This is a genomic window from Streptomyces sp. NBC_00376, assembly GCF_036077095.1.
Taxonomy (GTDB): Bacteria; Actinomycetota; Actinomycetes; order Streptomycetales; family Streptomycetaceae; genus Streptomyces.
In genome coordinates, this window is record NZ_CP107960.1 from 2852798 (window position 1) to 2879046 (window position 26249).

Below are 26249 nucleotides of genomic sequence, written 5' to 3' on the forward strand. Positions count from 1 at the left end.
TTGCTCTGCTCTCTCGGATCTCTCAGAGGACTTCGGGTGCGCTGACGCCGAGCAGGGACAGGCCGCCGGCCAGCACCGTCCCGGCGGCTTCGGCAAGAGCGAGCCGGGAACGGTGGGCGGCCGAGGGTTTCTCGTCACCGACGGGCAGCGGCGAGGCGCTGTCGTGGAGGTCGAAGAATGCCTGCGCGAGGGCTTCCAGCTGCCGGGCGACCCGGTCCGGCTCGCGGTGCCGGGCGGCGGCGGCGAGCACCCCGGGGTGGTCGGCGAGCAGCTCACCGAGCACGGGCGCGTCCACGCTCTCCTCGTACGCCGCACCGAACCCGAGCTGCCGGGCGTTCCGGCCCAGCGCACGGATCCGGGCGTGCGCGTACCGCACCCGGAACAGCGGATTGCTCTCCCGCTGTACGAGCAGCTCACCGCTCCCGGTGCCCCGGGGCCGGTCGTGCGGAGCGGCCCGCAGCAGCGACCACCGCGCGGCGTCGCTCCCGAGGCGCTCGAAGAGATCGCGGTCGGCGGCCGGCACCGGCAGCACGTGCAGGGCCTCCCCGCCCGCAGTCCGCTCCCCGACCTCGGCGCCCTGGGCCCGGAGCAGCCGCTCGACGGTCCCGGTGACGACCCGGGCCCGGACCTCCTCGACGGGCGCGAACGAGACCTTCGTACCGGCGAGGGCGTCCCCGTGCCCGTACGCCGTACCGCGCTCGGCGACGCTCCGCACCACCGCGCCGAGGCCGCGCGCCCCGGCTCCCAGCGTGAAGTTCAAGAACCCCGGCCCGGTGACCTCGACGTCCCCGATCCCCGGCGCGCCCAGCACTCGCTCCCGGAGGATCTCGGCCACGTCCCTGGCCGGCAGCGCGGCGGGCCCGGCCAGCTGGAGGGCGACGGCACAGGCGTAGTCCCCACGCCCGCCGGGTCGCGTCCGCTCCACCCGCACACGCGCGGGGACGGGGGCGCGCAGGGCGTCCTCGTCGACCGCGCGGCGCACGGCGTGCAGCACGGTCCTGGAGAGATCGGCGGGGGTCACAGGACAAGCGTATGGGAGGAAGGGGGGCACCCCGCGCCCCTGTTTCGCCATGCGGTCACCCCGCGGCGCGCTCCGCCGCCCCGGCGCTCCGTCTGCCGTCGAGCGACGGCTGGTCCTTCCGCTCCATCAACTGCCGCACGAGCCGCACCAGCTCGGTCGGCTCGAAGGGCTTCGCGAGGAACGCGTCGACCCCCGCGGCCACTCCGCTGTCCACCTCGTACGGCGTGCAGGCGCTGATGATCGCCACGGGCAGATGTCTGGTCCGGGGATCGGAGCGCAGTCTGGTGGCGGTCTGCAGACCGTCCAGCCTGGGCATGACGACATCGAGCGTGATCACATCGGGGCGGACCCGATGCACCAGATCAAGACACTCGACACCGTCGGCCGCGGTCACGACCTCGAAGCCCTCAAGCTCGAGGTTGACCCTGATCAACTGCCGGATGACCTTGTTGTCGTCGACAACAAGCACGCGGCCACACGCCCCTGACACACTCCGAGAGTAGGGGCGGCTCCGTGGCTGCGTCCGGGTTTTACCCACTTCCGCCCCCGGACGGGTGGCGCGAGGGGTGGCCGGATGCATCCGGAACACACCGCACGCCCCTCCGTCCGGCCCCGAACCGCGCCTCCGGCGGGCCGGGAAATACCTGTTCACGGACACCCCGCGGAAGCTGGTAGTGTTTCACCCGTCGCCGAGCAAAACAGCGATACGCCCTCGTAGCTCAGGGGATAGAGCATCGGCCTCCGGAGCCGTGTGCGCAGGTTCGAATCCTGCCGAGGGCACTTCGGAAGAAGTGCCAAAAAAGACCTTCTGGCCAGCGGAAACGCTGAGCGGGGGGTCTTTTTCATGTCTTGCAAAGCACTCGGGCCAGGCTTGATCTCAGAGCTGTCAGCGAGCACTTTCGACGTTGGGTGCTCCGTCGAGGAAGCTGCCCAGGAGCCTGTCGTGCAGCCTGCTGAGGATCTCGCTCTCCGCATACACGATCTGCACCAGCCGGGCACGTCCTCGTAGGACGCCGGCCCGGTGCTCCGCGCCAGGCAGCAATACCGGACCCGCGCCGACGAAACCCGACCGCAGGGACTCACTCCTCCAGAGGCATACCGCTCACTCCGCACGCTGCGGACCGTCCGCCACGTACCGCGGACCCGGATGCTCCGGCCCGACCGAACAGCGACCGCCGCGACGCCCGCCTCTCCAGGGCTCGGCAAGAGCTCCTACTTTCCGACAACCCGTTGCAGCTGTGGGCCGAGGTGTCGGAGGCCGTACTTCTTCAGCGGGTCGGCGGCCCCGCACATCATGAACGCACAGTTGGAACACGTGTTGGCCAGTTCCGAGCATCCTCATGTGACTATCCAGGTACTGCCGTTCTCTCGTGGCGCCCATGCGAGTGAACAGCGCACACCGCAGCACACCGGCCCTGTCATCGCCTTCGGTCCCGGCGCCTGGCACGCGTTCGTCAGTGAGCTGGTCCGACCTCGGGCAATCATGCGCGGATGGTTCCGGACGCTCCAGGACCACTCGTATCAGCACCTGCTCATACGAAATAACGGTGATACCCGGGTGATCACGTCGCAACCTCGTTGCTATGGTGACGCGTTGACATCGGACAGGGCCGGGGGACTCATGACGTTCGACGACGAGTGGGCCCAACTCAAGGCGGATGCGCAGGATCGGCATTCCGCGCAGATGAGGCTCAACACGGCTGGGCCTCAGGCTGACGGCGCAGCGTCCGGGGGCAATGCCGACCTGGTGGTTCACCAGGATGATCTCGGTGCGGTCGGCAATGAAGCCTTTCGGATCCACGGCGAGCTGCGGAAGCGGGCCGACCTCGCAGGTGCCGGGGCCGACAAGGACGGCGCGGGGACGACTGCCCGGGCCGCAGCGGAGTTGCACGGCCGGAACTTCAGCGCGGGCGGTGAGTTGTACACCACCCTGGAGGTCTGGAGTTCGCAGGTGAAGACGGTCCTGCAGATGTGCGCACACATCTCCAACCACCTGGACTTCTCGAAGAAGTTGCACGCCAACGACGAGGTGGAGATCGCCGCGTCTCTCTCACGAAGAGACGGCTCTCCCGTACCGGTGTCGGAGCTGCTGAAGTATGTGAAGTGAGCGGGGGCGAAGAAACATGGGGGCGTTCTCGTACACGGATCTCATCGAAGTGGACCTGGGCAAGCTGGGTGCGGCGGCCGATGACTGGGCGGCGACGGCGGCCGGGCTGGAGAAGCTGAGGACCGAGGTCTACAGCGGTCTCCTCCAGCTGTCCGACGGGGCCGACTGGGCCGGCCTGAACGCCGCTGTCACCAAGGACTTCGTCCGCAGGACGGCCAAGGAGGTCGCGGATCTCCACCTGGAGGCTCAGAGCATCGTGGCTGTCCTCCAGGATGCCCACGGTGAACTGACGCACGTCCAGAAGCGGGCCAGGGAACTCTCCGCGGAAGCCCGCAAGGGTGACCCCACCCGGCAGGCAGGCCCGGACCCGGGGCTGCTGGTGACGGACGGCCCCAGCGGCACGGTGAAGGTCACAGAGGCTTTCTGTGGCGTGGACGGGACTTCCCAGCGGACCAAGGACCTGATGCAGTGGTATGCCGACACACTCACGGGACTCGTGTCCCACGCGGCAGAGATCGATGCGGCCATCACCCGCGCCCTGAAGAGAAGCCATGGCGGCGACCCGCACAACGCGGGGCACGCGACGTACACCTCGCTGGACGAGGACCAACTGCCCCGTGCCACGAAGTTGGCCTCGCTCGGTGACGGCGCGAACACGACGCAGCGGGCCGAGCTGCGGCGGCTCTGGTCGTCGCTGAGCCCACAGGCCCGTGCGGAGTTGTGGACCGGACACAAGGACGACCTTCTCGCGGCCGGGCTGCTCGCTCCGTCCATCAAACAAGCCGCGCCCGACCGGGGTTCCGGGCCACACGGCGCCGAGGAACCAGGAGCGGAGGAACGCAGGACCCGGGAGAAGATGAATCTGATCGCTGAGGCGGCCGACTGGACTGGCGACAACGACGCGGCTCGGCACATGGCGCACTACCTGGGGAACAGCGGGACGGACATGGAGCTGCCCATCGACAAGATGATGTCGGACGTACCCGGCTTCCGTACGCACATCGAGGACGGCATCAGGGAACACCAGGACGCATGGCGCGACCAGGCACTCGCGGAGTTCAAGAGGAACGGCGGACAGCCGGTCTCGATACCGGTGGAAACTGGTAACCGGGACTTCAGCTTCACCAAGGACGTCGACGAGAACTGGTTCTACGCGGTCGGTTCCACCAGGTCGAATGTGACCGGAGTAGTCACCGTCGTGCCGGATTCCAGCGGCCAGCCCGAGGTCGGTCTCGACTATCAGGCCAACGCGTGGGACCGCTACAACTGGGACCAGGACAAAGGGGTGACCATCGGCCTTCCCGGGGGAAGCGACATGAGCATTCCGGACGGTCAGATGGCCCGCCTCCACACCACGGGCATCGCCCAGGAATTCGACATGGCGGGCAGCAGTTCCGTCAAGCACTACGATCTGGGCGCATCCGCCCCGAACCACGATCCTCTGCCGCAGCCGGACGAGCCCGGGCGTGAGGGCGATCGCACGGATCCGAGCCGCGAGCAGCAGGAAGGGCGGTAGAGGTTCACCGATGGAGAGCTCCAGCAGGATCACTGCCGGCGGGCAGCCCGTGCGTCGCCGTCGTGTGCCGGTCGCAGTCGTCGTCGTTCTGGTGCTCCTCGCCTGCGTCGCCACCACGATCGGCGTGGTCTCCTGCGTCGCCGACGACGTGTCGTCGGACCTGTCGGACCAGGAGCTGACCTGCTGCTGGGAGGACGGAGCCACGCCTGCCTGGATGAGCGGCCAGATGGGCATCCGCATTCCGGAGGCGGCATCGGACCGTCGTGCGGGTTACAAAGTCGGGCAGCGCTACGACACCGGCCTGCTGTCCTTCGTCCTCCCCGGCGACGAAGCGGAGACGTACACCGGCCGGCTAATCCGGAACGACACCAAGATGATCGGGAACTTCCATCCCGAGAAGAAGGACTACCGGCCTGCGGCTGCCTTCGGCCACCTCGGGCTGCCCGAGCCGGAGACGTTCGTCGAAGGGCTGCGGAGGATCAGCCTGTGCCCCGATGAACTCACGACCCCGGAAGGCAAGTATCTCCAGCGCTGCGTCGACCTCTTCACCCACGAGTTCGAGCCCGGCACCACGCGGATCTACGTCCGGTCGACCATCGAACCGTCCGTGACACCCCCTCCGGCGAGCAAGGCTTCGTAGCCTGCGGGGGCATGTGGAACGCGGTTCCGGGCCCCGGGGACTGCGGTGGCGCCGTGCCGCCCAGCCGCAGACGCACAAGATCCAGGAGAAGCGAGACGGAAATGGCCCGACAGCCGAACTCCGACGAGGCTCCCGGGCTGATCAAGGCCGCGCTGGACAGGCACACGTCGAAGGCCGCGTAGCACTGCATCCGCAGGCCATGCTCGCGGCCCGGATGGCGGATCCGGAAGGAGCCGCCGCATCGCTGGGTGAGCACGCGCGAAGGCGTCTGCGAGATCCGGTGCTCGGAAGGCAAGTCGATCCGGCCTCCATCGACACAGCCGATGACGTACTCACTTGCCGGAAACCGGAGCGCGGGCATCGCCTCCCCTCCGCCGCGGGCGGCTTCGTCCGCCTCTCTCCGGGACCCGGCCCCGACAAGAGAACTTAGGTTACCCTTAGTGGCACTAAGGGTGTCGATGCCCACTTCTCTGGAGGCGGTGTGACCAGGCGCTTCTCTCTCACGTCCGCGCATGGGTACGCGGATCTCGGACGGCAGTACCGGGACTTCTACGCGGCGATCGGGACCTGCCGCGGCGGTGGCGTGGAGGGGGTCCGGGTGTACGACCTGCGGCCGGGGACCGGGGTCGGGAGTGTCACCGTCCATGAGCTGCTTCACGGGGTCACGCTCACCTTGTACGACCTGACGTTTCCACGACGAGTTGATCCTCGACTTCGGTCTCGCGGGCGACTACTTCGAGCTGGAGTACTGCGTCGACGGGCTGATGCACCTGGAGGAGCGGGCGACCGGGGCGACGGTCTTCGGGGCGAACGAGCTGTCGATATCGCATTCGCGGGCCTCGGCGGGGCGTCTCGTCCGTCCTGCCGGGCAGCGTTATCGGGGTGTGTCGATCGCGGCCCGCCGGGAGGCGGTCACCGTCTTCTTCGGAAGTCTGGGAGCGGCGGCCTGGGAGGAGAGCGTCGAGGGAATGCCGGCCGAGCTGCGCGACGCGCACTATCTCGGACGGCAGGCTCCGCCCGAACTCGCGGCCGCGTTCGCCGACTTGTTCACGTGTGCGCTGCCGGCCCGGTTCCGGGCGCTGTATCTGGAATCCAAGGTCATGGAGATCCTCGCCCGGATCGTCGCGGGCACCGAGCCTCCGCGCGGCCCGGTCCGGCCGCCCATGGCGGAGTACGAGATCGAGCGGATCCGGCGGGTTCCGGAGCTGCTGATGGAGAACCTGCACGAGCAGCACACCGGGCAGTCGCTGGCGCGAGCCCTGGGGATGACTCCCAAGCGGCTGAACGAGGGGTTCAAACAGCTCTACGGCGACACCGTCTAATTCGTTAGTAATTAGAGGTTCTGGATCTCTGATGGGCCCGGGGCGGCGTTGTCCAGCCCGGGGCAGGACGTGTGTGGTCCGGTCGGTGCCGTGGTGACCCCTACGACACCTCCGACCGTGCGAGGTCTTGGTAAAGACTGGTGGCGCTGGGCGCCGGCCGGTCCTCGCACGTTCTGCCCCCACGGGCCCGTCGGGTTCGGGATCCTCGATGGATGAGCTGCCGCACGGTGACGCGTTTTTCCTCACGAGCTTCGAGCTCTGGACACGGCGCGCGCCCGTGCGGCCTTGCGGCGCCGCGCACGGCTGATGAGGTGGCGGACCACAGAGTCCTGGAATTAGTGCGCCGTGCGGCCCCGCGTGCTCGCCTTCGAGAACAGCACCGGAGAAGGGGCGGGATCCATGGACGTGTTCTGCGGGATCGACTGGGCGGAGGGACACCACGACGTCGCACTCGTCGACGACAGCGGCAAGCTGCTGGCCAAGTGCCGGATCAACGACGACCTGGACGGCTACCGGCTTCTGCTGGACCTTCTGGGGGAACACGGCGACACCGCGGAGACGCCGATCCCGGTGGCCATCGAGACCAGCCGCGGCCTGCTGGTCGCCACCCTGCGGCAGGGCCCTCGGAAGATCTACGCGGTCAACCCAATGGCCGCCTCCCGCTACCGCGACCGCCACGGAGTCAGCCGCAAGAAGTCCGACCCGGGCGACGCCCTGGTCCTCGCCAACATCATCCGCACCGACGCGCCGATGCATCGGTCGCTGCCCGCCGACACCGACCTGGCCCAAGCCGTCGCCGTCCTGGCCCGCGCACAGCAGGACGCGGTCTGGAACCGGCAGCAGGTCGCCAACCAGCTGCGGTCCCTGCTGAGGGAGTACTTCCCGGCGATGATCGAGGCGTTCAGGGACAAGCCAGGAACCCTGACCCGCCCTGATGCCCGCCGCATCCTCGCCGTCGCGCCCACACCTGCCTTGGCTGCCAAGCTGCCGATGTGGAAGCTGACCGCCATGCTTCGGCGGGCCGGCCGCCGCCGGGGCATCGAAGCGGACGCTGAACGAATCCAGCAGCTCTTCCGCCAGGAAGCCCCACGGCAGCTGCCCCTGGTCGAGGACGCCATGGGCAAGCAGGCCCTTGCCCTGCTGCTGCAGCTGGACGCGGCCTGCGAAGCGGTCGATGACCTGGCACGGGCCACCGAAGAGGCCTTTCGCTCACACCCGGACGCAGCGATCATGCTGAGCTTCCCCGGGATCGGCCCCCAGGTCGGTGCCCGCATCCTGGGCGAGATCGGCGACGACAGGACCCGGTTCGCCACGGCTGGAGGGCTGAAGGCGTACGCCGGCTCGGCCCCGATCACGCGGGCCTCCGGCAAACGCCGCTACGTCGGACGCCGGTTCGTCAAGAACAACCGGCTCAACCACGTCGGCCACCTGTGGGCCTTCGCCTCCCTCAGCGGCTCCGCCGGCGCGGACGCCCACTACCGGCGCCGCCGAGCAGGAGGGGACTGGCACATGCAGGCCCTGCGGCACCTGTTCAACCGGATGCTGGGCCAGCTCCACCACTGCCTCCGGAACCGGGTCTTCTTCGACGAATCCGTTGCCTTTCCTGTCACTCCAGGCAAGGAAGTGATCAGCTGACCCTGGGACCGCCTACCAGTGCAACGTGATACTGCCGTCGGCGTTGATCTCCTCGCGCACTGTCTCGACGTGATGCTTCCAGGCCGGTATCTCTGCTTCGGCGGTCGCACGGAGCCAGTCGGTGAAGGACGCGTAACTGCGGACGGGAACGTCTGCGTGCTCGCCTTCGGAGTATGACCAGACCTCGGGATCAGGTCCGGTGCCTCGCATGAAGTCGAACTGATAGCCCTGGTGCATGGAGAAGACGCGGTCGGTGGGCTCGAAGAGGAAGGGTGATTCGTTCTCTTCAAGCAGCTCGCGGGCAGCCGTCCCCAGGCCAAGGACGCGGGGGTGGTAGACGTCCTCCCCCTGCATGAAGCGCCCGGCGCCACCGCCGATCAGGGAAAGGAACTCTCGGTAGGCATCTGCCATCGGCGCTTGTTGATCACGCTCGACAGCCAGGACGACCTCGGCTGGCAGGCCTTGAAGCTGATCGGGGTGGGCTGTGGTGCCGTCGGTGATTGCATCGACTACGGCCCGGACCCGCTGCTTCGGCGTCAGCAGGCCGGGCTCATTCAATGACTCCGGCTCCCGCTCCATTGCTGGGCTCTCGTCGTGGCGTCGCTTCCACCGCATCTGGCACCCCCACTGTCTCTGTGATCGAGAGCTTACGTAAGCCCCGATCCGACCTCGATTCCGGGTACGGAACGGGCGCCGTCGCCGCCCTCGGCTTGACGGCTTAACTGCATACACCGTCTTCAACCACCATCGCAACGCCTGCCTGCGCCGGGCCTCGCTGCTGCTCGTGGAGACCGATCTCAGCGTCGCCGCCGTCGCGCTCAGGTGCGGCTACTCCAGTCCCAGCAACTTCTGCCACGCGTTCAAGAAGCACTACGGGCGGACACCCCGGCAGTACCGGGCGGGGCGGGCAGTGGCCGGTGTCCGGGAGGCCGTTTCCTGATCCCGCGGGGTCGCGGAGTGTGGAGCGGGCGTCCTCTTCGGGGGCGCCCGCTCCACATTTCCCGGTCCCGCTCTCCGTACATGTCCCGCCGTGTTCCTTCCGAGGATGGCCGGGTGGCCGACGCCACGCCTTCCCCGAAAGGACATCGTGAACGCCTCCCCGCTCCGGATCCCGATACGCGTCCGCGCGGCTCTCGCCGCCGGTTCGGCCCTCCTGCTCGCCGGCTGTGCGAACGCCGCGCACCCCGTCGCCGTGCGCGGTGGCGACGAGGCGTCCGGGCAGGGCCGCTACCCGGTCACCGTCGACGTCATGGACGACGCCGGCAAGAAGCTGAGGCAGACCGTCGGGGCAGAGCCGAAGCGTGTCGTCGTGATCGGGCAGGCCCTGGCCGAGCTGATGGTCGAGTTCGGGCTCGACGACCGGATCGTGGGGGTCGGCTCCCTCGACAACTCGTACTCGAAGTACGCGGAGCGGATCGCGAAGCTGCCGAAGATCTCCGACCAGCTCCCCTCCAGGGAGGCGGTCCTCGCCCTGCGACCCGACCTCGTCCTCACCATGTCGTTCGCGCTGAAGCCGGACAAGATCGGTGAGATCCCGTTCTGGAACGAGCGGGGAGTGGATGTGCTTCCGGCCGTGAACTACACCGCGGGCCGCGATCTGGACAGCTACTACGAGGACGTCCGGCACGTGGGCGAGGTCTTCGGCCGGACGGAGCGGACCGAGGCCTACACACGGGACCAGAAGAGCCGGATCGCGGCGATCGGGCGGAGGGCGAGGAAGGCCACCGACTCCCCCGAGGTGCTCCTAGTCGCCAGCGGCGGGCGCGACACGTACGACTACTACGCGCCCTCCCTGGGCCTGGTGGACGAGATGGTGAACGGCGCCGGCGGGACGTACCTGGAGCTGACCGACGACAGTTACGCGCAGCTCTCCCTCGAATCGATCGTGGCGGCCGATCCGGACAAGATCATCGTGACCGAGTTCCAGAAGTCGGACGGCGTGAAGTCGCGTGACCGTCTGCTGCGCGACCCGCGTCTGAAGAACGTCACCGCGATACGGAACGGCGCTGTGATGATCGCCGACTACACGACCTCGATCCGGGGCTCGCTCGCGCTCGCCGACCTGTGCGAGGACGTCGCGGAGTTCGTCCATCCCGACCTCTTCCCGGCCTCATGAGCAGCCGGGACATGCTCGCGTCGGAACGGGAAGCGCGGCGGGCGACGCGGGCGGGCCGTGGCGGAAGGGCACGGCGGGTGGCGCCGCCCGTCCTGGTGGCCGTCCTCCTGCTTCTGCTGGCCGGCTCGGTCGTCGTGTCGGTCTCGATCGGTCAGGTCGACGTCCCGGTGCGTGAGTCCTCGCGCATCCTGCTCCATGAGCTGACCGGGACCGGCGGTCCCGGTGACCCCGTGTTCGTGGACGTGATCCGGAGCATCCGTCTCCCACGGGTCCTGCTGGCCGCGGTCGTCGGTGCCGGACTCGCGCTGTGCGGCACCGTGATGCAGTCGACCCTGCAGAACCCGCTCGCCGACCCCTTCGTGCTCGGCATCTCCTCCGGGGCGTCCCTCAGCGCCGCGTTCGCGATCCTGACCGGGTTCGGGGCGGCCGGGACCGTGGGGGCCGCCGCCGGACTCGGTGTGCCGTTCTGGGCGTTCGCCGGGGCCCTGGCCGCCGCCGTCCTGGTCCTGGGAGTGGGCAGCGCGGGGTCACGCACGTCGCCGGTCAAGCTGATCCTCGCCGGTACCGCGGTCAACGCCCTGTGCGGTGCGGCCTCCAGTGCGCTGGTCTACTTCGCCGGCAGCGCCGAGGGGGTCCGCTCGGTCACGTTCTGGACCATGGGCAGCCTCGCCTCCGCGGAATGCCACGCTGCCCGCCGTGAGCGTCGTGGTGCTGATCGCCACGGTCTTCTTCCTCTTCCGGAGCAGGGTCCTGAACGCGTTGCTCATGGGCGACGAGGCGGCGGTCACCCTGGGCATCGATCCCGGGCTGCACCGGCGGATCCACCTGGTACTGGCCGCCGTGGTCACCGGAATGCTGGTCGCCACCTGCGGAATCATCGGCTTCGTCGGCCTGATCGTCCCGCATGTGGTGCGCAGTGTGATCGGGCCGGACCATCGCGGGCTGCTCCCCGTCGCGGTGCTGTCCGGAGCGCTCTTCCTGATCTGGGCGGATGTGGCCGCACGCGTCGCGGTCCCGAACGCCGAGCTGCCGATCGGCATCGTGACGTCCGTGCTCGGCGCCCCTCTCTTCCTGCACATGCTGATCCGTAAGGAGTACGGGTTCGGTGACAACTGACCGTGCCACGAGGGCACATGACGGTGCATCGGGCAACCGCGGGCTGAGTGCGGAGCGCATCTCGGTCACGCTCGGCGGCGCCCGGGTCGTACGCGACCTGAGCCTGAAGGTGGCCGACGGCCGGTTCGTCGGTGTGGTCGGGCCGAACGGGTGCGGTAAATCCACCTTCCTCAAGAGCATCTACAAGGTCGTCACTCCCGATTCCGGGACCGCGGTGCTCGACGGACTGGACCTGCTCGCGAGCCGTCCCGGTGCGGTCTTCACCCGGCTCGCGGTGGTCGCCCAGTTCAACGACCTGAGCTTCGACTTCACGGTGGCGGAGATGGTCGCGATGGGGCGCACCCCGCACAAGCGGCTGCTGGAGACGACCGGCGAACGGGACCGGGAGATCACCCGGCGGGCGCTGCGCCGGGTGCACATGGACGAGTACGCGCAACGGAGCTTCCGGACCCTGTCCGGCGGCGAGCGCCAGCGCGTGGTGCTCGCGCGGGCGCTCGCCCAGGAGCCGGCCTTCCTCATCCTCGAAGAGCCCACCAACCACCTCGACATCAAGCACCAGTTGGAGATCTTCTCGATCGTCAGGGAGCTCGGCATCGGAGTGCTCGCCGCGCTGCACGATCTGCCGATGGCGGCGAGCTACTGCGACGAGTTGTACGTCCTCAAGGAAGGTGCCGTGGTGACCCACGGGCCGCCGGACGAGGTGCTCACGCGAGAGCTCATCCACGAGGTGTACGAGGTCGAGTGCGAGACCTACCGCAACCCGGTGACGGGCCGCCTCGCCATCGCCTACCTCGATGAACACAACCGCTGCCTGGACACGTACGACCGACCGGCCCGGAGGAACTGAACCGTGAAGCTGCGCCACTTCGCTCCCCTGATCGTCGCCTGCACGGCCACGTTTCTGCTGCTCGCCTACGCCACGGTCGTGACAGTGGCCATTCCGGCGATCGCCGCCGATCTGCACACCGATTTCGCGGCGTTGCAGTGGGTCGTGGACCTCTACACGCTCGCGCTCGCGGCGCTCCTGATCGTCTGCGGGGCGGTGGGCGACGCAATCGGCCGGCGCAGGGTCTTCCTGGCCGGGTTCGCGTTCTTCACGCTGGCCTCCCTGGCCTGCGGGCTGGCACCCGGGGTGCGGGAACTCATCGCGTTCCGGGGTGCGCAGGGGGTCGGCGGGGCGGCCATGTTCGCGACCACGCTGCCGCTGATCAGGTCGTCGTACCAGGGGCGGGAACAGCACCGGGCCTTCGCCGTCTGGGGTGCCGTGGCCGGGCTGGCCGCGGCGGTCGGCAATGTCTGCGGCGGGCTGCTCGCCGAGGCCCTGGGCTGGCGGTGGATCTTTCTGCTCGCGGTGCCGGTGGGGGTGGCCGGGCTGGTGCTCGCCGTCGTGTTCCTGCCCCGTGACCCGGAGCGCGGGGCCGGGCGGATGGACATGACGGGGTCGGTCCTGCTGAGTGCGGGCATCGCCGCCCTGGTCGTCGGGGCGCTCCTGTCCGGCGAGCACGGTTCGGGGGGCGGGTCCGGGGCTCGCCGCCGTCGTGGCGGCCGTGACCATGCTCACCTTCGTCGTGCACGAGCGCCGTACGTGGCTCGTTCCCGGGTGGGTGCCGGTGAGTCGTAGACGGGTGAGTCGTAGACGGTGTCCCTAGGACCGGCGCCCCGAGGGCCGGTGTCCCGAGGGCCGGTGCCGCCGGGCGGTCCCCGCGGCCTTACGCGCCCGCTTCCTCCGGTCCCGTGTCGTCCGGGCCGGAGGAGCCGATCTGTTCGGCCCGCAGTGCCAGGTCCTGGAGCACGTCGGCTGAGGTCACGTCCGTCTGCCCGGAGTCGTGCACCTGGGCCAGCATCGCGAAGGCCAGGGTGAACGCGCCGACCAGCTGCTCCACCGCACCGCCGACCTCCCGGCCTACCAGCGTCGCGACCTCCTCGATCGAGGCGTCCTCGGGGACGGTGATCCGGGGCATCGTCTCGTTGAGGAGCACGGTCACCACGCTGGGATCGGTCTCCAGGTCGTCGCGGTCGACGTTCTCTTCGAGCAGCCGACGGATCTCGCCCGCCTCCGTGAGGATGCCCACCACCCGCTTCACCACTTCGCTCTGCTCCATCCGGCGAGCATAGGCGCGCAGCGGTGCGGGCGGTGATCAATCGGCCCTTCCCGTCGGCGGTCCGGGCCGGACGGGGGAGTTCGCCACGGGTTCGGGGCCGCCACAGGCTGTCTTGAATATGCCTCGGACACTTCCGTGTAGCGGGACCCTGGGCAATATCAGGACATGCGGGAGGGTCCGACCCCCGGCGAGCCGGATATTTCGCTCGCCTGTGCGGAAAGGATGTTCTCCAGGAGATTGCCGGATGGCCGTCCGGAGGGGGACCGGTGCTGGGGCACGAGCGCAGTGACAACGACTTGAGCGGTACGGTGCACGGTCCCGCGATCCAGTCGGGGAAGGTGTACGGCGGCATCCACTTCCATACGGAGGCCGCCCCGGAGGCCCGCGGGCCGAAGCCGCCCTGGCAGCTCCCGCCCTCGATCCGGATCACCGGCCGTTCGGCGGAGGTGCGCACGCTGGAGGGGCACCGTGCCCGTGCCACCCGGGAGGGGCATCCGACGCTGGCTGCGGTCAGCGGGCTGGGAGGTGTCGGCAAGACCGCGGTCGCGCTGGCCTGGCTGCACACCATCCGCCCGCACTTTCCCGGCGGTCAGCTGTACGCGGATCTGGGGGCCCAGTCGCCGGGCGGCCCGGTGGACCCGGGCGAAGTGGTCGGGCGGTTCCTGCGGGCCCTGGGCGTGCCGACCCCGCAGGTGCCCCCGGTCCTCGCCGAACGGATCGCGCTGTACCGGTCGTTGACCGCGGACCGGCGGCTCGTGGTCATGCTGGACGACGCGGCGACCGCAGCGCAGGTCCGGCCACTGTTACCGGCGGGTCAGTGTGTGACCGCGGTGACCAGCCGGCGGCGGCTGCCGGGGCTGAGCGTCGACGGGGGCCATGTGATCCATCTGGAGCCGCTCGGGCCGGAGGCGGCGGTGGAGCTGCTGGATTCCACCCTGGCCGACGGCCGGGTGGCCGCGCAGCCCGAGGAGGCGCGGGCCCTGGTGGATCTGTGTGCGGGGCTGCCGCTCGCGGTGCGCATCGCCGGTGCCCGGCTGGCGGCCCGCCCCCGCCACGGCATCACCACGATGGTCCGGGCACTGGCCGAGGAACGCGACCGGCTGGAGGCGTTGGCCATCGACGGCGACCACGATGTGCGGGCGGCGCTGGACCTCTCCTACCAGGGGCTTCCGGCCGGGGCCGCCCGCCTCTACCGGCTGCTGGGGCTGCATCCCGGGCGGGAGTTCGGCGGGCCGGTGGCCGATGCGGTGCTGGGATCGGACGCCGCCGACGCGCTCGATGTGCTGTACGACGCGAGCCTGCTCATCGACGCCGGCCAGGCGGCCGGGGCCGAGCGCTACCGCTTCCACGACCTGGTACGGCTGCACGCGCTGGCGCAGACGGACCGGGACGAGTCCCCCGAGGAGCGGGCCGAGGCGCTGCGCCGCATCTGCTACCACTACCTGGCTAACGCCACCCGTGCGGAGGAGGTCATCGACCCGCAGCACCGCACCATGGCCCGGGACTTCGGCCCCGGCCCGGTCGTGGACGCGGGCTTCGGTGACGGCTGCACCGGCGACGGAGCGGGGGCGGCGGACGCCGCGCTGGACTGGCTCGAACACGAACTGCCCAACCTCATGGCGGTGCTCCGGCTCGCCCGTACGGCCGGAATCCCGGCGCTGGGCTGGCAGTTGGCCGACGCCATGTGGCCGCTGTTCCTGCGGCGCAAGTTCTACCCGGAGTGGCGCGAGGCGCACCGGGAAGGGCTGCTCGCGGCCGAGGAGTGCGGCGACGCGGCGGCGGTGTGCCGGATGCTCACCTCGGGCGGCCTGGGCGAACTCGACATGGACTGCCCGGAGCAGGCGCTGGGGATGTTCGAGCGGGCCGCCGATTCCTTCCTGCGCACCGGGGACACGCTCGGTCACGCCCGGACGCTCAACTACCGGGGCCTGGCCCACCAGCGGCTCGGTGAGCCGGACCGGGCCGCCGAGTTCTTCGGCCGGGCGGCCGCCGAGCTGCCGGACTGCGGGGACCGCAGGGCCGGTGCGCTGGCGCGGTTCAACCTCGCGGATGTCGCGCTGTCGCGCGGGCTGTACGAGGACGCCGCCCGTGAAACCGGGGCCGCCCGCGCCGTGTTGCGGGAGGCCGGTGACACGTACAACACCGCCCGCGCCGACGCGCTGGCCGGGCGGGCGTACCTCGGCCTTGGCCGGCTCGACCGGGCCGAGGCCGGTCTGCGGGCGGCGCTGGACACGCTTCGGCCCATGTCCGCCGGCTACGAGACGGCCCGCGCGCTGGGAGGCCTGGCCCTGGTCTCCGAACGGCGCGGGCAGCCCGAACTCGCCCGGCAGTGCTACCGGGAGGCGCTGATCCTGTACTCGGCCGTCGGCGGGCCGGACTCGGCCGACGCGCGAGAGGTGCGGGGCAGGCTGGGCGCACTGGAACCGGAGGCCGGGGGGAACGGCACCACGGGGACCGGCGCCGGCTGAGTGCGCGCGTTCCCGATGACCCGTACCGCCGTCGTGCCGAACTCCGCCACGGGCAGCCCGGCCACCACCCAGGCGTGGGCGGCCGAGGCCCAGACCGCCCACGGCGTACCCGGCCGGCGCCCGTCCAGTACAGCCGGGGCGCCTTCCCTGCCGAGGAGCAGCCAGCACCGGGGGCCTCGGTGCACGGCCACCACCAGGGCCCCGGGGTGGCGGGCGGCCAGCGCCGTCGCGGACCGGGGCCCGTCTCCTCGGGCCACGAGCACGTCGGCGAGCAGTGGCAGCGGGGACGGGGCGGGCAGCCGGACGCGTACGTGCTCGTCCAGGACCGGGGCGCCGGTGTCCGGGTGCAGCAGGGTGACCTCGGTGCGGCGGACCGGGCCCCGGGCCCAGGGGTCCTCGTACAGCGCCATGGTGAGCGCGGTCATCGCACTCCCCCGCCCCGCTCGTCGTACCGCACGTCGAACGGCAGCGGTGCGTGTTCCGGCGCGAGTCGCACCGCGGGGGCGCGCAGCCGGAGCTTGCGGTAGATCAGCGCGCGCATCCTGGTGGCGAACCGGCCTGGTTCGGAGGTGATGCGGTCCGCGATCCGCTCGTACCGCTGCCGTCGGTAGAGCGCGGAGGAACGGGCGAGCTGACGGCCGAGCGGGCGGTCGCCGTGCAGCCTGGGGACGAGCGAGGCCAGTTCGGCCACCGGTGAACCGGGGTCCACGTCCGCCTCCGGTGCGCCCGCCATCAGCACGGGGACGCCGGTCATCGATCCGTAGAGCGAGACGGATCCGTGGTCACCGACGATGTAGTCGGCGGCGACGAGGGCGCCGACCCAGTCCGCGTGCTGGCTGATCACGGTCAGGCCCATCCTGCCCAGGGTCGCCAGCCAGCTGCGGATCTGCCATTCCCCGTGGGCGTTCCAGATGTTGGGGTGGAGCAGGACGGCGACCCGGTGGTCGTCCCGGGGCAGTTCGGTGACCAGCCGTTCCAGGAGTTCCGGGCTCTGCCCGAACAGGGAGCGCGGTCCCCAGGTGGAGCAGGCGAGCACCAGCCGCTGCCGGGCCCTGGTGTGCAGTGCCTCGCGGTAGAGCGCCCGCAGCGGCAGGCTCGCGGCGATGCGGTCGTAGCAGGGGTCGCCCACCACCTCCGCCGCGGGCAGCGCCTCGGGGCACTCGCGGCCGAGCCGGGTCAGCTCCTCGTGGTGCGCCAGCACGATCGACTCGGGCACCAGCCTGCCGTCCTGGACGAGCCACTGCCGGTTCAGCCCGTACACCCCGCGTTCCGCGACCTGGCGTCCGCGCTGCCCGCCCGGGACCAGCTTGTTGTGTCCGGCTCCGTGCGGCAGCACGATCACCGGGGCGTGCAGGTCGTTCAGCCCGCCGTGGGCCGCGGACAGGGCCAGGTCGAAGGGCATCTGGACCGCCTGGTGCCAGGGCAGGACCAGGCCGCCGAGCTCCGCCAGGAAGGAGTCCACCCCGTGGCTGAACACGTCGGGGGCCGCTGTGAAGAACAGCTGCACCCGGGCGTCGCCCTCCAGCAGCCGTACCGCGTCCAGCAGCCGCTGCCCGGCGGTCACCGTATGCACGACTGCCAGCACCCTCCGGCGGGTCTGCCGGGTGGCCCAGCGGTCCACGTCCAGACGCATCGGCACGTGCGGCCGATGCGTTTCGGCCATTGTCAGAGTCATTGAATCGATCCCCCGATTCCTCGTCCTCGGACCGGTGCACCCCGTCCGGGGCGGCCGCGTCGTTTCGCGGCGCACGCCGAAGACATGCCCGACGTGTTTGACGGGTTGCTTGCAGGAATCCTGCACTCCGGGTGCGGGCGGTTCCGAGCCGGTTCGGGGCCGGTTGCCATCGGCTCCGGGCCGGTTGCTGACGGCTCCCGAGCGGCTCTCGGGCGCTCGGAACTGCGGTGGGGAGGTGCGCCCTGTACGCGCCCGTGCGCCCCTGCCTGCTCCCCGCGCCCGGGGTGACAGTGGAAGGTCCTGCACACAGGTGCGGGCTCTGCCGTCGACGGCAGGAAGCAGCGCACCCAGCGGGGGCGATGTGGAACTTCTTGCTCTGGGACCTCTTGAACTATGGCATCAAGGACAGCAGTGCGGGCTCGGATCGGTGAAAACGCGCTGCGTACTGGCCGTTCTGGTGCATTCGCTCGGTGAGCCGGTCTCCATGAACGCGTTGATCGACCGGGTCTGGGGCGATGAGCAGCCCAAGTCGCCGGTGGACACCATGCAGAGCTATGTATCGAAGCTGCGCAGGCTGCTGCACGACTCGGTCGGCGACCTCGTCCAGGTGGAGCGCCCGTCGCCCCGTCAGTACCAGCTCCGCATCGACGCCCGTACCGAGGTCGATGTCTCGCACTTCCAGCGGCTGCGCAACGAGGCCCGCGCGGCGGCCGGGCAGGGCAAGCGGGAGCTGGCTATCGGTCTGCTGCGCACGGCCGAGGACAGATGGCGCGGGGAGCCGTTGCCCGAGTCCAGGAGCGACTGGGCCGCCTCGGTACGGGGCCGGCTGGCCGAGGACCTGCGCCGGGTGCGGGAGGAACGCATCGGGTTGGAGCTGGAGTTGGGGCGGCACGCCGATCTCGTCGGTGAACTGCAGGGACTGGCCTCGGAGAATCCGCTGGCCCAGCGGGTGATCGCCGATCTGATGCTGGCGCTGTACCGGTCCGGGCGGCACGACGAGGCGCTCGCCGTCTTCCGCACCACGCGGACCCGGCTGCGCACGGAGCTCGGCATCGAACCGGGTTCGGACCTGCAGGAGCTCCACCGGCGCATCCTCGGGCAGGACCGTACGCTCCTGGAGACGGCGGTACGCGTCGACCGGCCGACGGGCCCCGGGCCGCGCAGCAACCTTCCGCGCGACAGCCGCGACTTCACCGGCCGCGCCGCCGAACTCCGTCTGCTGCTGGGCGAATCGGCACAGCCGGACGGCTCCGCCGCACGCGATCGCGGGCAGCCGACGGGCTCCGTCACGCGCGGTTCCGGGCAGCCGGACGGTTCCGCCACGTACGCCATGCCGCTCACCGTCATCCACGGCATGCCCGGCATCGGCAAGACCACGCTCGCGGTGCACGCCGCCCACCGGCTCCACGACGCCTATCCGGGAGGCCGGCTCTACGTCGATCTGCACGGGTTCGGCGGGCAGGCGCCGTACGACCCCCGCCGAGGCCCTCGCGGTGCTGCTGCACGCGGCCGGGGCCGGCGGTGACCTGCCGGACTCGCTGGACGCGCGGGCGGCGAGGTGGCGCGAGTGGACGGCCCGCCACCGGGTGCTCGTGGTGCTCGACAACGCGCGGGACGCCGCCCAGGTGCGTCCGCTGTTGCCCGGCGCCGCGACCTGCCGGGCGATCGTGACCAGCCGGAGCCGGCTCGCCGGGCTCGACGGTGCCTCCTCGCTCCTGGTGGAGGGGCTGTCCGACGAGGAGGCCGCCGCCCTCTTCACCCGGATCGCGGGCGCCGCCCGGGTCTTGGCCGACCCCGAGGCGCTCGCGCTCGTGATCCGGGCCGCCGGCTGCCACCCCCTCCTCCTCCACTGGTTCGCCAGCCGCTTCCGGCACCGGGAGTCCTGGACCCTGCGCCATCTGCTGGACCGGCTGGCCGAGGCGGCCGATCCGCTGGACGAGTTCGACGACGGCGAGCTCGTCTCCGCGTTCCGCTTCTCGTACACCGAACTGGCAGACCCGACACAGAAGCTGCTCCGTCACCTGGCGCTTCATCCCGGCCCGGACATCACGGTCGCCGCCGCCACGGCACTGGTCGGCGCGGACCAGGACGGCGCCCGGATCCGCCGCGGTCTGGACGAACTCCACGACTTCCACCTCCTTGAGGAGCCCACCCCGGGCCGGTACCGGCTGCACGATCTCACCAGGGCGTTCGCGCTGCGCATGTTCGGCCGGGCGGAGCCGGAGGAGTCCCGGGCCCAGGCGGTCGGCAGGCTGTTCGGCCACTACCTCACCACGGCCCACCACGCCGACCTGCACACCCGGCCGCACCGCCGGAGACTGCCCACGGGGCCGGAGTGCACCTCGGCCTACGCCACCGGATTCGGCGACGCCGACAGCGCTTCGGCGTGGCTGGCCCAGGAGCGCGCCAACCTCCTCGCGGTCGCCCGTACGGCCGCCGACGAGGCTCCCGCGTACGCGGCCCTCTTCCCGCACGTGCTGGCGCCGGTGTTGAAGCACTGGGGCACCTGGGCCGTCACGAACGAGCTCTACGGAGCGGCCGTTCACGCCCTGCGCGCCCTCGGTACCCCGTACGCCCTCGCGCAGACGCTGATCGAGGCCGCCGATGTACTGGCGCAGACCGCTCCGGACGAGGCGTTGAACTGCGCGGGCGAGGCGCTGGAACTCTTCCGCGGTCTCGGCCATCCGCACGGCTGCGCGGACGCCCTCTTCCAGGCGGGCAGGGCACATCTGGCGGCGGGGCGCGGAGAGGCGTCCCTGCGCGTCCTCGACGAGGCCCTGACCGGGTACCGGCAGGTCGGGGACCGAGAGGGCGAGGCGGGCGCACTGAACGTCCAGGGCGCGGCGTTCTTCCAGGCGGGCCGTTACGGGGAGGCGCTGGCCAGGGCACGGGCGATTCTCGGCATCTACGAGGAGACCGGAAACCTGCTCGGGCAGATCCACGCCCAGAACAATCTGGGCGAGTTCCATCAGAGCCAGGGGCAGTACGAGGAGGCCCTCGCCCACTACGAACGCTCCCGGGCACTGGCGGAACGGCACGGCGGCCGGCAGGAACTGGACATCCTGGACACGAACATGGGGGCGGTGTACCAGGCGACCGGGCAGACCGCACGGGCCCTGGTCTGCTTCCGGCGGGCCTTGGAGTCCCATCGCGCCCACGGGGATTCCCTGGGCGAGGCCAACGCCTTGATCAGCATGGGGACGATGTACGCGGAGACGGGACGCACCGGCGAGGCGCTCACGCACTTCCGGACGGCAGGGGAGGTGGCCCGCCGGATCGACAGCGGTTACGAGCACATGCGGGCCCTGCTCGGTGCGGCCGACGCCCTTCGCGTTTCGGGGCAGTTCGCCGCGGCCTGGGAGAGTTACGAGCTGGGCCTGGCGCAGGCCAGACGAACAGGGTCACTGCTCGGTGCGGCACAGGCCCTCGCGGGACTGGCCCGCACGGCGCTGGTCACACACCGCTGGGGACCGGTCCGGCGCTACGGCACCCGGGCGGTGGCGCTGTACCGGAGGCTGGAGGCCTGGGAGGAGGCGGACGACCTGCGCCGCCTCCTCCTGGAACACCCCGAGGTGGCCGGCCCCTGAGCCCCGGCTCAGGGGCCGGCCACCATCAGGCGTCTACCACATCCACTGCTTCGTCCACATCCACTGCTCCGGCTCGGCACGCGCGATCACGACGAACGTGTCTCCGGTCCTCGGCTGTTCGGCCACGGACCGGAGACCGGACATCGCATCGCCCTGCGCATGGGTGAGGCCGAAGGCGACGGCGGCAACGGCGGCGACAGACACCGCGAGGGCACGGAACCGGTTCTGCTTCATTGCGGTAACGTCCTTGTTGGGTACATGAGTTGAAGCCTTCCCGACCGTTTTGGCCGGGATGCGGTTCGAGACGTTACCGCGATCATGACAGGACGCACCAATACATTTGTGCGGGCGTTCAGCACGTGCTAGCGAAGGCCGCCCCGGCGGGACCGTCACCCCACCGGCAGCCCCGGCGCCGGATACCCGTCCGTCAACTCCTTCACCTCCGCGCACACCTCCGCGATCACGGACTCGCCCCCGGCGCGGGCGGCCTCGACGGCCCGGTCGATCCGCTGCGCGACCGCAGCCGGGTACGCGCCGGTCGCGGCACCGCCCCCTTTGTCGGGCACGAGGTCGCCCCGATGAAAGCTCAGCAACAGCACATTTCGTGGATTTCTCGGCGAACCGCCCTGCGCATTGGGTCACTTGGTCGATTCTTGGTCAGTACATGCCCCTTACATGAGGCGTTCCTCGCCAGAGTGGCGCATTACATGTGCACATCATCCGGCACATGTAATCCACACGCGTAGACCCACATCGCAGGGGGTTGTATGAGAACCAGCCGCGCGAGAAGTCGCGCCGCGCTGAGCATGGCAGCGACGCTGCCGCTGCTGGCCGGCGCGCTCGCCCTCGGGATACCGAACGCCAGCGCCGACTCCGCGCCGGGCGGGCGGGACGCGCTGCAGGGCACCAAGCCCGCCTGGGCCACCGCCGGGGCGGATCTGGGAGCCACGTCCGACAGTGGCAAGGTCAGCGTCCGGGTCCATCTGGCCGGACGGGACGCGAAGGGGCTGGCCGCCTACGCCGCCGCCGTCTCCGACCCGCAGTCCGCCTCGTACGGGAAGTATCTGAGCGCCGGTCAGGCGCAGGCCCGGTTCGGGGCGACGCAGCAGCAGATCGACCAGGTCAGCACGTGGCTGAAGTCGAACGGGCTGACCGTCACCGGCGCCAACCAGCACTACGTCTCGGCCACCGGTGAGGTCGCCGCCGCCGAGAAGGCGTTCGGCACCCAGCTGCGCAACTACCGCAAGGGCAAACGCACCTACCGCGCCCCGGCCTCCACCGCCTCCGTGCCCGCCGCCCTGAGCGACGTCGTGCTCGCCGTCTCCGGCCTGGACAACGCGCCGCACAAGTCGAGCCACGACGAGGCCCTGCCGCCGCCGGACGGGGTGTTCCGCAACTCCGGCCCCTTCTCCACGTACTACGGCTCGAAGACCGCGTCGTCGCTGCCCAGCGCCTACGGGTCCAAGGCGCCGTACGCCGTGAAGGGGTACACCGGCAAGCAGCTGCGCGCCGCCTACGGCGCCGGAAGCTGGACCGGGAAGGGTGTCACCGTCGCGATCACCGACGCGTACGCCTCGCCGACCATCGCGAAGGACGCCGCCGAGTACGCCAAGCGCAACGGCGACGCGCCCTACCGTCGCGGCCAGCTGACCCAGGTGCTGCCGGACGACTACACGAGGACCGAGGAGTGCGGTGCCTCCGGCTGGTACGGCGAGGAGACCCTCGACGTTGAGGCCGTGCACGCGGTCGCACCCGCCGCCGACATCGTCTACGTGGGCGGCGCCTCCTGCTACGACGCCGATCTGCTGGACTCGCTGAACAAGATCGTCGACAACCGGCTCGCCGACATCGTCTCCAACTCCTGGGGCGACATCGAGGCCAACGAGACCCCGGACGTCGCGGCCGCGTACGACCAGGTCTTCAAGATGGGCGCGGTCGAGGGCATCGGCTTCTACTTCTCCTCCGGCGACGACGGCGACAACGTCGCGTCGACGGGCACGAAGCAGATCGACGTGCCGTCCAACTCCGCCTGGGTGACCTCCGTCGGCGGAACCGCGCTGGCGGTCGGCAAGAACGACAAGTACCAGTGGGAGACCGGCTGGGGCACGCTCAAGTCGAACCTCGCCGACGACGGGAAGAGCTGGGCCGGCTTCCCCGGCGCGTACACCTCCGGCGCGGGCGGCGGCACCAGCTCGTCCGTGAAGCAGCCGTTCTACCAGCGCGGTGTCGTGCCCGACTCGCTCTCGCAGGCCAACGGCAAGCAGCGGATGCGCACGGCCCCGGACATCGCGGCCGTCGCCGACCCGAACACCGGCTTCCTGGTCGGCCAGACCCAGACGATGCCCGACGGATCGCTCGGCTACGACGAGTACCGCATCGGCGGTACGTCACTGGCCGCGCCGGTCATCGCCGGTGTCCAGGCGCTGGCGCAGCAGGCCCGGCACGGGCTGCCGATCGGCTTCGCCAACCCGGCGATCTACGCCCGGTACGACTCGAAGGCGTACCACGACGTCACCGACCACCCGCTGGGCGCGAACCGCGATCTCGCGGTGGTCCGGGTCGACTACGCCAACGGCGTGGACGCGGCGGACGGTCTGCTGACCTCGCTGCGCAGCCTCGGCAAGGACGCCTCGCTGAAGGCGGTCAAGGGATACGACGACGTGACGGGGGTCGGGACTCCGGCGGCCGGTTACGTGAACTCGTACCGCTTCCCGTTCCGCAGGCACTGAGCCACCACCGGTCCGGTGCCGACGGCATCGGTCCGGTACCGACGGCCGTCCCGGGGCTCTGCCTCCGGGGCGGCCGTCGGCCACGTTTGCAGGGGGGTGCGGAGGGGGCGTGCCGGGGGCTCAGGCCGAGGCCCGTCTGCGGGGAGCCGCCTTCTTCGCCGCCGGCTTCGGGTCCGACTTCGCGGTGGCCTTCTTCGCCGTCGACTTGGTGGTCTTCTTCGCCGTCGACCGCGCCGCGGTCTTCTTGGCGGGTGCCCTGCCCGGTGCGGACTTCTTCTTCGTGGTCGCGGCCGTCTTCTTGGCGGCGGCCGTGGCCTTCTTCTTCGCCCCGGTGCCGCCGGACTTCCTGCGGCCGCTGAGGGAGGTGACCTCGGCGACGGGAGCGTCCGCCTTCTCCTCCTTCTCCTCCCTGGCTTCCGGCTTCTCGCCCCGGGCCTCCTTCGCCGCCCGGACGCTGCTCTCCAGGGCCGCGATCAGGTCGATGACCTTGCCGCCCGAGTCCTCCGCCTCCGCCGGCTCCAGCGTCCGGCCCTCCGCCTTCGCGGCGATGAGCTCCTCGACCGCCTCGCGGTAGTCGTCGTGGAGCGAGTCCATGTCGACCTCGCCGAGGGTGTCCATCAGCGCGTCGGCCAGGTCGAGTTCGGCTTCCCGGACCTTGACGTCGGTCTCCGGGGCGACGCCTTCCGGGCTGCGGATCTCGTCCGGCCAGAGCAGGCCGTGCATGGCGATCACGTCGTCGACCACGCGCAGCATGCCCAGCCGCTCGCGGCCGCGCAGCGCGTACTTCGCCAGGGCGACCTTCTGGCTCCGCTTCAGGGCCTCGCGGAGCAGGGTGTACGGCTTGGCCGCCGGAACCCCGTTGGCGGAGAGGTAGTACGCCGCGTCCATCTGGAGCGGGTCGATCGAGGCGGCCGGCACGAAGGCCACGATCTCGATCGTCTTGGCCGTGGGCAGCGGCAGCGAGCCGAGGTCCTCGTCGGTGATCGGGATCATCGAACCGTCCGGCTCCTCGTACGCCTTCCCGATCTCGGCGGCGGTGACCTCCTCCTCGTCGATCTCGCAGACCTTCCGGTAGCGGATCCGGCCACCGTCGGCGAGGTGGATCTGGCGGAAGGAGATCGAGTGGTTCTCCGTGGCGTTGACCAGCTTGATGGGGATGCTGACCAGCCCGAAGGAGATGGCGCCGTTCCAGATGGACCTCACCGTTCACCCCTTGTGTCCGCATGGATACCAGTACGTTCGCAAATCATGTGATTCTTATCGTATGACGCCGATCACAGAGGTGGAGGGGCGACGGCTGGCGCTCAGCAATCTCGACAAGGTGCTGTATCCGGCCACCGGGACCACCAAGGGCGAGGTGCTGCACTACTACGCGGCCACCGTCGCGGGGGCCCTGCTCACCCATCTGCGTGACCGGCCCGTCTCCTTCCTTCGCTACCCGGACGGGCCGGACGGGCAGCGCTTCTTCACCAAGAATCCGCCACCCGGTACGCCGTCCTGGGTACGGACCACTCCGGTGCCGCACCGCGAGGACAAGAAGGCCAGACAGGTGGTCGTGGAGGATCTGGCCTCGTTGATGTGGGCGGCCAATCTGGTGGTGGAGTTCCACACCCCGCAGTGGCGGGCCGGTGCTCCGGGGATCGCCGACCGGATGGTTCTCGACCTGGACCCCGGCCCGCCCGCGACGGTCGTGGAGTGCTGTGCGGTGGCGCTGTGGCTGCGCGAGCGGCTGGCGGCGGACGGGCTGTGCGCGTACGGGAAGACGTCCGGTTCGAAGGGGCTGCATCTGCTCGTACCGCTGGAGCCGACGCCCTCCGCCCGGGTGTCGGCGTACGCGAAGGGGCTGGCCCTCCGGGCGGAGCAGGAGCTCGGGGACCTGGTCGTGCACCGGATGAAGCGGGCGCTGCGGCCGGGGAAGGTCTTCGTCGACTTCAGCCAGAACGCGGCGGCGAAGACCACCGCCACCCCCTACACGCTGCGCGCCCGGCCCGAACCGACCGTGTCCGCGCCCGTCACCTGGGCGGAGATCGAGCGGTGCCGGACCCCCGGGGAGCTGGTCTTCCTGCCGGACGGGATGAGGGCGCGGCTGGAGCGGTACGGGGATCTGCTCGGCCCCCTGGCCGACCCGGACCGGGCCGGCCGCCTGCCTGTCGCCCCGTAGCCCCCGGTCTGTCGCCCCGTGGTCTTCCCCCGGCCCGTCGCCCCGCCGTGATCC

At 70.5% G+C, this 26249-nt stretch carries 23 protein-coding genes, 1 tRNA gene and 2 pseudogenes; 18 read left to right on the forward strand and 8 right to left on the reverse strand.

Going from position 1 to position 26249, the window contains the following annotated elements; all coding sequences use genetic code 11:
* Window positions 1–22: 22 nt before the first annotated feature.
* Entirely contained in the window at window positions 23–1021 is a 999-nt protein-coding gene (nrtL, locus tag OG842_RS12555; protein WP_266729686.1) for an ArgS-related anticodon-binding protein NrtL, read from the reverse strand.
* Window positions 1022–1076: 55 nt separating this feature from the next.
* Entirely contained in the window at window positions 1077–1490 is a 414-nt protein-coding gene (locus tag OG842_RS12560) for a response regulator (protein ID WP_266729687.1), read from the reverse strand.
* Between the two features lie 239 nt (window positions 1491–1729).
* Here OG842_RS12560 and OG842_RS12565 point away from each other — a divergent pair.
* From OG842_RS12565 to OG842_RS12595, 7 genes and pseudogenes are all read left to right on the forward strand, one after another.
* Window positions 1730–1801: transfer RNA gene (locus tag OG842_RS12565), tRNA-Arg, on the forward strand.
* Between the two features lie 514 nt (window positions 1802–2315).
* Window positions 2316–2360: pseudogene (locus tag OG842_RS12570) on the forward strand (hypothetical protein); the annotation flags it as partial.
* A gap of 282 nt (window positions 2361–2642) precedes the next feature.
* On the forward strand, window positions 2643–3128 hold the full coding sequence (locus OG842_RS12575) for a hypothetical protein (RefSeq protein ID WP_266733553.1): 486 nt from the start codon (window positions 2643–2645) through the stop codon (window positions 3126–3128).
* 16 nt (window positions 3129–3144) lie between these two features.
* Entirely contained in the window at window positions 3145–4644 is a 1500-nt protein-coding gene (locus tag OG842_RS12580; RefSeq protein WP_266729688.1) for a hypothetical protein, read from the forward strand.
* Window positions 4645–4654: 10 nt separating this feature from the next.
* Window positions 4655–5284 carry a hypothetical protein gene (locus OG842_RS12585; protein ID WP_328512213.1) on the forward strand — a complete coding sequence of 210 codons (630 nt, stop codon included), beginning with the start codon at window positions 4655–4657 and terminating at the stop codon, window positions 5282–5284.
* Between the two features lie 701 nt (window positions 5285–5985).
* A complete protein-coding gene (locus tag OG842_RS12590; protein WP_266729690.1) occupies window positions 5986–6606 on the forward strand; it encodes a hypothetical protein in 621 nt (206 codons plus the stop codon).
* 399 nt (window positions 6607–7005) lie between these two features.
* Window positions 7006–8241: an IS110 family transposase gene (locus OG842_RS12595; RefSeq protein WP_266729691.1), complete on the forward strand. Its 1236-nt coding sequence runs from the start codon at window positions 7006–7008 to the stop codon at window positions 8239–8241.
* Between the two features lie 12 nt (window positions 8242–8253).
* On the opposite strand, the gene OG842_RS12600 is transcribed toward OG842_RS12595, so the two are convergent.
* Complete coding sequence (locus OG842_RS12600; protein WP_266729692.1) at window positions 8254–8820, reverse strand: hypothetical protein; 567 nt, start codon at window positions 8818–8820, stop codon at window positions 8254–8256.
* Between the two features lie 82 nt (window positions 8821–8902).
* On the opposite strand from OG842_RS12600, the gene OG842_RS12605 reads away from it, so the two are divergent.
* The 6 genes and pseudogenes from OG842_RS12605 to OG842_RS12625 all read left to right on the forward strand — a co-directional run bounded on the left by OG842_RS12605 (window position 8903) and on the right by OG842_RS12625 (window position 13094).
* Window positions 8903–9181: a helix-turn-helix transcriptional regulator gene (locus OG842_RS12605; RefSeq protein ID WP_266733554.1), complete on the forward strand. Its 279-nt coding sequence runs from the start codon at window positions 8903–8905 to the stop codon at window positions 9179–9181.
* Window positions 9182–9328: 147 nt separating this feature from the next.
* Window positions 9329–10357, forward strand: coding sequence for an ABC transporter substrate-binding protein (locus OG842_RS12610; protein WP_266729693.1), 1029 nt, complete (start codon window positions 9329–9331; stop codon window positions 10355–10357).
* A gap of 11 nt (window positions 10358–10368) precedes the next feature.
* A pseudogene (locus tag OG842_RS45190) lies at window positions 10369–11025 on the forward strand (FecCD family ABC transporter permease); the annotation flags it as partial.
* 28 nt (window positions 11026–11053) lie between these two features.
* A complete protein-coding gene (locus OG842_RS12615) occupies window positions 11054–11473 on the forward strand; it encodes a FecCD family ABC transporter permease (RefSeq protein WP_266729694.1) in 420 nt (139 codons plus the stop codon).
* Window positions 11463–12320, forward strand: coding sequence for an ABC transporter ATP-binding protein (locus tag OG842_RS12620; RefSeq protein ID WP_266729695.1), 858 nt, complete (start codon window positions 11463–11465; stop codon window positions 12318–12320). The genes OG842_RS12615 and OG842_RS12620 overlap by 11 nt, the downstream gene beginning before the upstream one ends.
* A gap of 3 nt (window positions 12321–12323) precedes the next feature.
* Window positions 12324–13094 carry an MFS transporter gene (locus OG842_RS12625; RefSeq protein WP_266729696.1) on the forward strand — a complete coding sequence of 257 codons (771 nt, stop codon included), beginning with the start codon at window positions 12324–12326 and terminating at the stop codon, window positions 13092–13094.
* 88 nt (window positions 13095–13182) lie between these two features.
* Here OG842_RS12625 and OG842_RS12630 read toward each other — a convergent pair whose 3' ends face one another.
* Complete coding sequence (locus OG842_RS12630; protein ID WP_266729697.1) at window positions 13183–13575, reverse strand: hypothetical protein; 393 nt, start codon at window positions 13573–13575, stop codon at window positions 13183–13185.
* A gap of 266 nt (window positions 13576–13841) precedes the next feature.
* Between OG842_RS12630 and OG842_RS12635 the strand changes: the two genes are divergently transcribed.
* Window positions 13842–16043 (forward strand): ATP-binding protein, encoded by a 2202-nt coding sequence (locus OG842_RS12635; RefSeq protein WP_266729698.1) that lies wholly within the window; start codon window positions 13842–13844, stop codon window positions 16041–16043.
* 421 nt (window positions 16044–16464) lie between these two features.
* Here OG842_RS12635 and OG842_RS12640 read toward each other — a convergent pair whose 3' ends face one another.
* Window positions 16465–17718, reverse strand: coding sequence for a hypothetical protein (locus OG842_RS12640; RefSeq protein ID WP_266729699.1), 1254 nt, complete (start codon window positions 17716–17718; stop codon window positions 16465–16467).
* Between the two features lie 427 nt (window positions 17719–18145).
* On the opposite strand from OG842_RS12640, the gene OG842_RS12645 reads away from it, so the two are divergent.
* Together OG842_RS12645 and OG842_RS12650 are read left to right on the forward strand one after the other, a co-directional pair.
* Window positions 18146–19243 (forward strand): AfsR/SARP family transcriptional regulator, encoded by a 1098-nt coding sequence (locus tag OG842_RS12645; RefSeq protein ID WP_323185729.1) that lies wholly within the window; start codon window positions 18146–18148, stop codon window positions 19241–19243.
* Window positions 19212–21305, forward strand: a complete 2094-nt coding sequence (locus OG842_RS12650; RefSeq protein ID WP_323185730.1) for a tetratricopeptide repeat protein — start codon at window positions 19212–19214, stop codon at window positions 21303–21305. The genes OG842_RS12645 and OG842_RS12650 overlap by 32 nt, the downstream gene beginning before the upstream one ends.
* Window positions 21306–21338: 33 nt before the next feature.
* Here OG842_RS12650 and OG842_RS12655 read toward each other — a convergent pair whose 3' ends face one another.
* Both OG842_RS12655 and OG842_RS12660 read right to left on the reverse strand, forming a co-directional pair.
* The gene (locus tag OG842_RS12655) at window positions 21339–21539 is read right to left on the reverse strand and encodes a hypothetical protein (RefSeq protein ID WP_266729700.1); all 201 of its coding nucleotides are present in this window, start codon (window positions 21537–21539) and stop codon (window positions 21339–21341) included.
* Window positions 21540–21694: 155 nt separating this feature from the next.
* On the reverse strand, window positions 21695–21871 hold the full coding sequence (locus OG842_RS12660) for a hypothetical protein (protein WP_266729701.1): 177 nt from the start codon (window positions 21869–21871) through the stop codon (window positions 21695–21697).
* Between the two features lie 201 nt (window positions 21872–22072).
* On the opposite strand from OG842_RS12660, the gene OG842_RS12665 reads away from it, so the two are divergent.
* Window positions 22073–24034 (forward strand): S53 family peptidase, encoded by a 1962-nt coding sequence (locus OG842_RS12665; RefSeq protein WP_266729702.1) that lies wholly within the window; start codon window positions 22073–22075, stop codon window positions 24032–24034.
* 120 nt (window positions 24035–24154) lie between these two features.
* On the opposite strand, the gene ku is transcribed toward OG842_RS12665, so the two are convergent.
* Entirely contained in the window at window positions 24155–25237 is a 1083-nt protein-coding gene (gene ku / locus OG842_RS12670; RefSeq protein ID WP_266729703.1) for a non-homologous end joining protein Ku, read from the reverse strand.
* A 61-nt stretch (window positions 25238–25298) separates the two neighbouring features.
* On the opposite strand from ku, the gene ligD reads away from it, so the two are divergent.
* On the forward strand, window positions 25299–26195 hold the full coding sequence (gene ligD, locus OG842_RS12675; protein WP_266729704.1) for a non-homologous end-joining DNA ligase: 897 nt from the start codon (window positions 25299–25301) through the stop codon (window positions 26193–26195).
* Window positions 26196–26249 lie beyond the last annotated feature (54 nt).

Bases quoted from the DNA above. Each gene is read 5' to 3' on its own strand.
- OG842_RS12575 (WP_266733553.1), top strand. From the start codon at position 2,643: ATGACGTTCGACGACGAGTGGGCCCAACTCAAGGCGGATGCGCAGGAT.
- OG842_RS12580 (WP_266729688.1), top strand. From the start codon at position 3,145: ATGGGGGCGTTCTCGTACACGGATCTCATCGAAGTGGACCTGGGCAAG.
- OG842_RS12585 (WP_328512213.1), top strand. From the start codon at position 4,655: ATGGAGAGCTCCAGCAGGATCACTGCCGGCGGGCAGCCCGTGCGTCGC.
- OG842_RS12595 (WP_266729691.1), top strand. From the start codon at position 7,006: ATGGACGTGTTCTGCGGGATCGACTGGGCGGAGGGACACCACGACGTC.
- OG842_RS12600 (WP_266729692.1), bottom strand. From the start codon at position 8,820: ATGGAGCGGGAGCCGGAGTCATTGAATGAGCCCGGCCTGCTGACGCCG.
- OG842_RS12630 (WP_266729697.1), bottom strand. From the start codon at position 13,575: ATGGAGCAGAGCGAAGTGGTGAAGCGGGTGGTGGGCATCCTCACGGAG.
- OG842_RS12640 (WP_266729699.1), bottom strand. From the start codon at position 17,718: ATGACTCTGACAATGGCCGAAACGCATCGGCCGCACGTGCCGATGCGT.
- OG842_RS12655 (WP_266729700.1), bottom strand. From the start codon at position 21,539: ATGAAGCAGAACCGGTTCCGTGCCCTCGCGGTGTCTGTCGCCGCCGTT.
- OG842_RS12665 (WP_266729702.1), top strand. From the start codon at position 22,073: ATGAGAACCAGCCGCGCGAGAAGTCGCGCCGCGCTGAGCATGGCAGCG.
- ligD (WP_266729704.1), top strand. From the start codon at position 25,299: ATGACGCCGATCACAGAGGTGGAGGGGCGACGGCTGGCGCTCAGCAAT.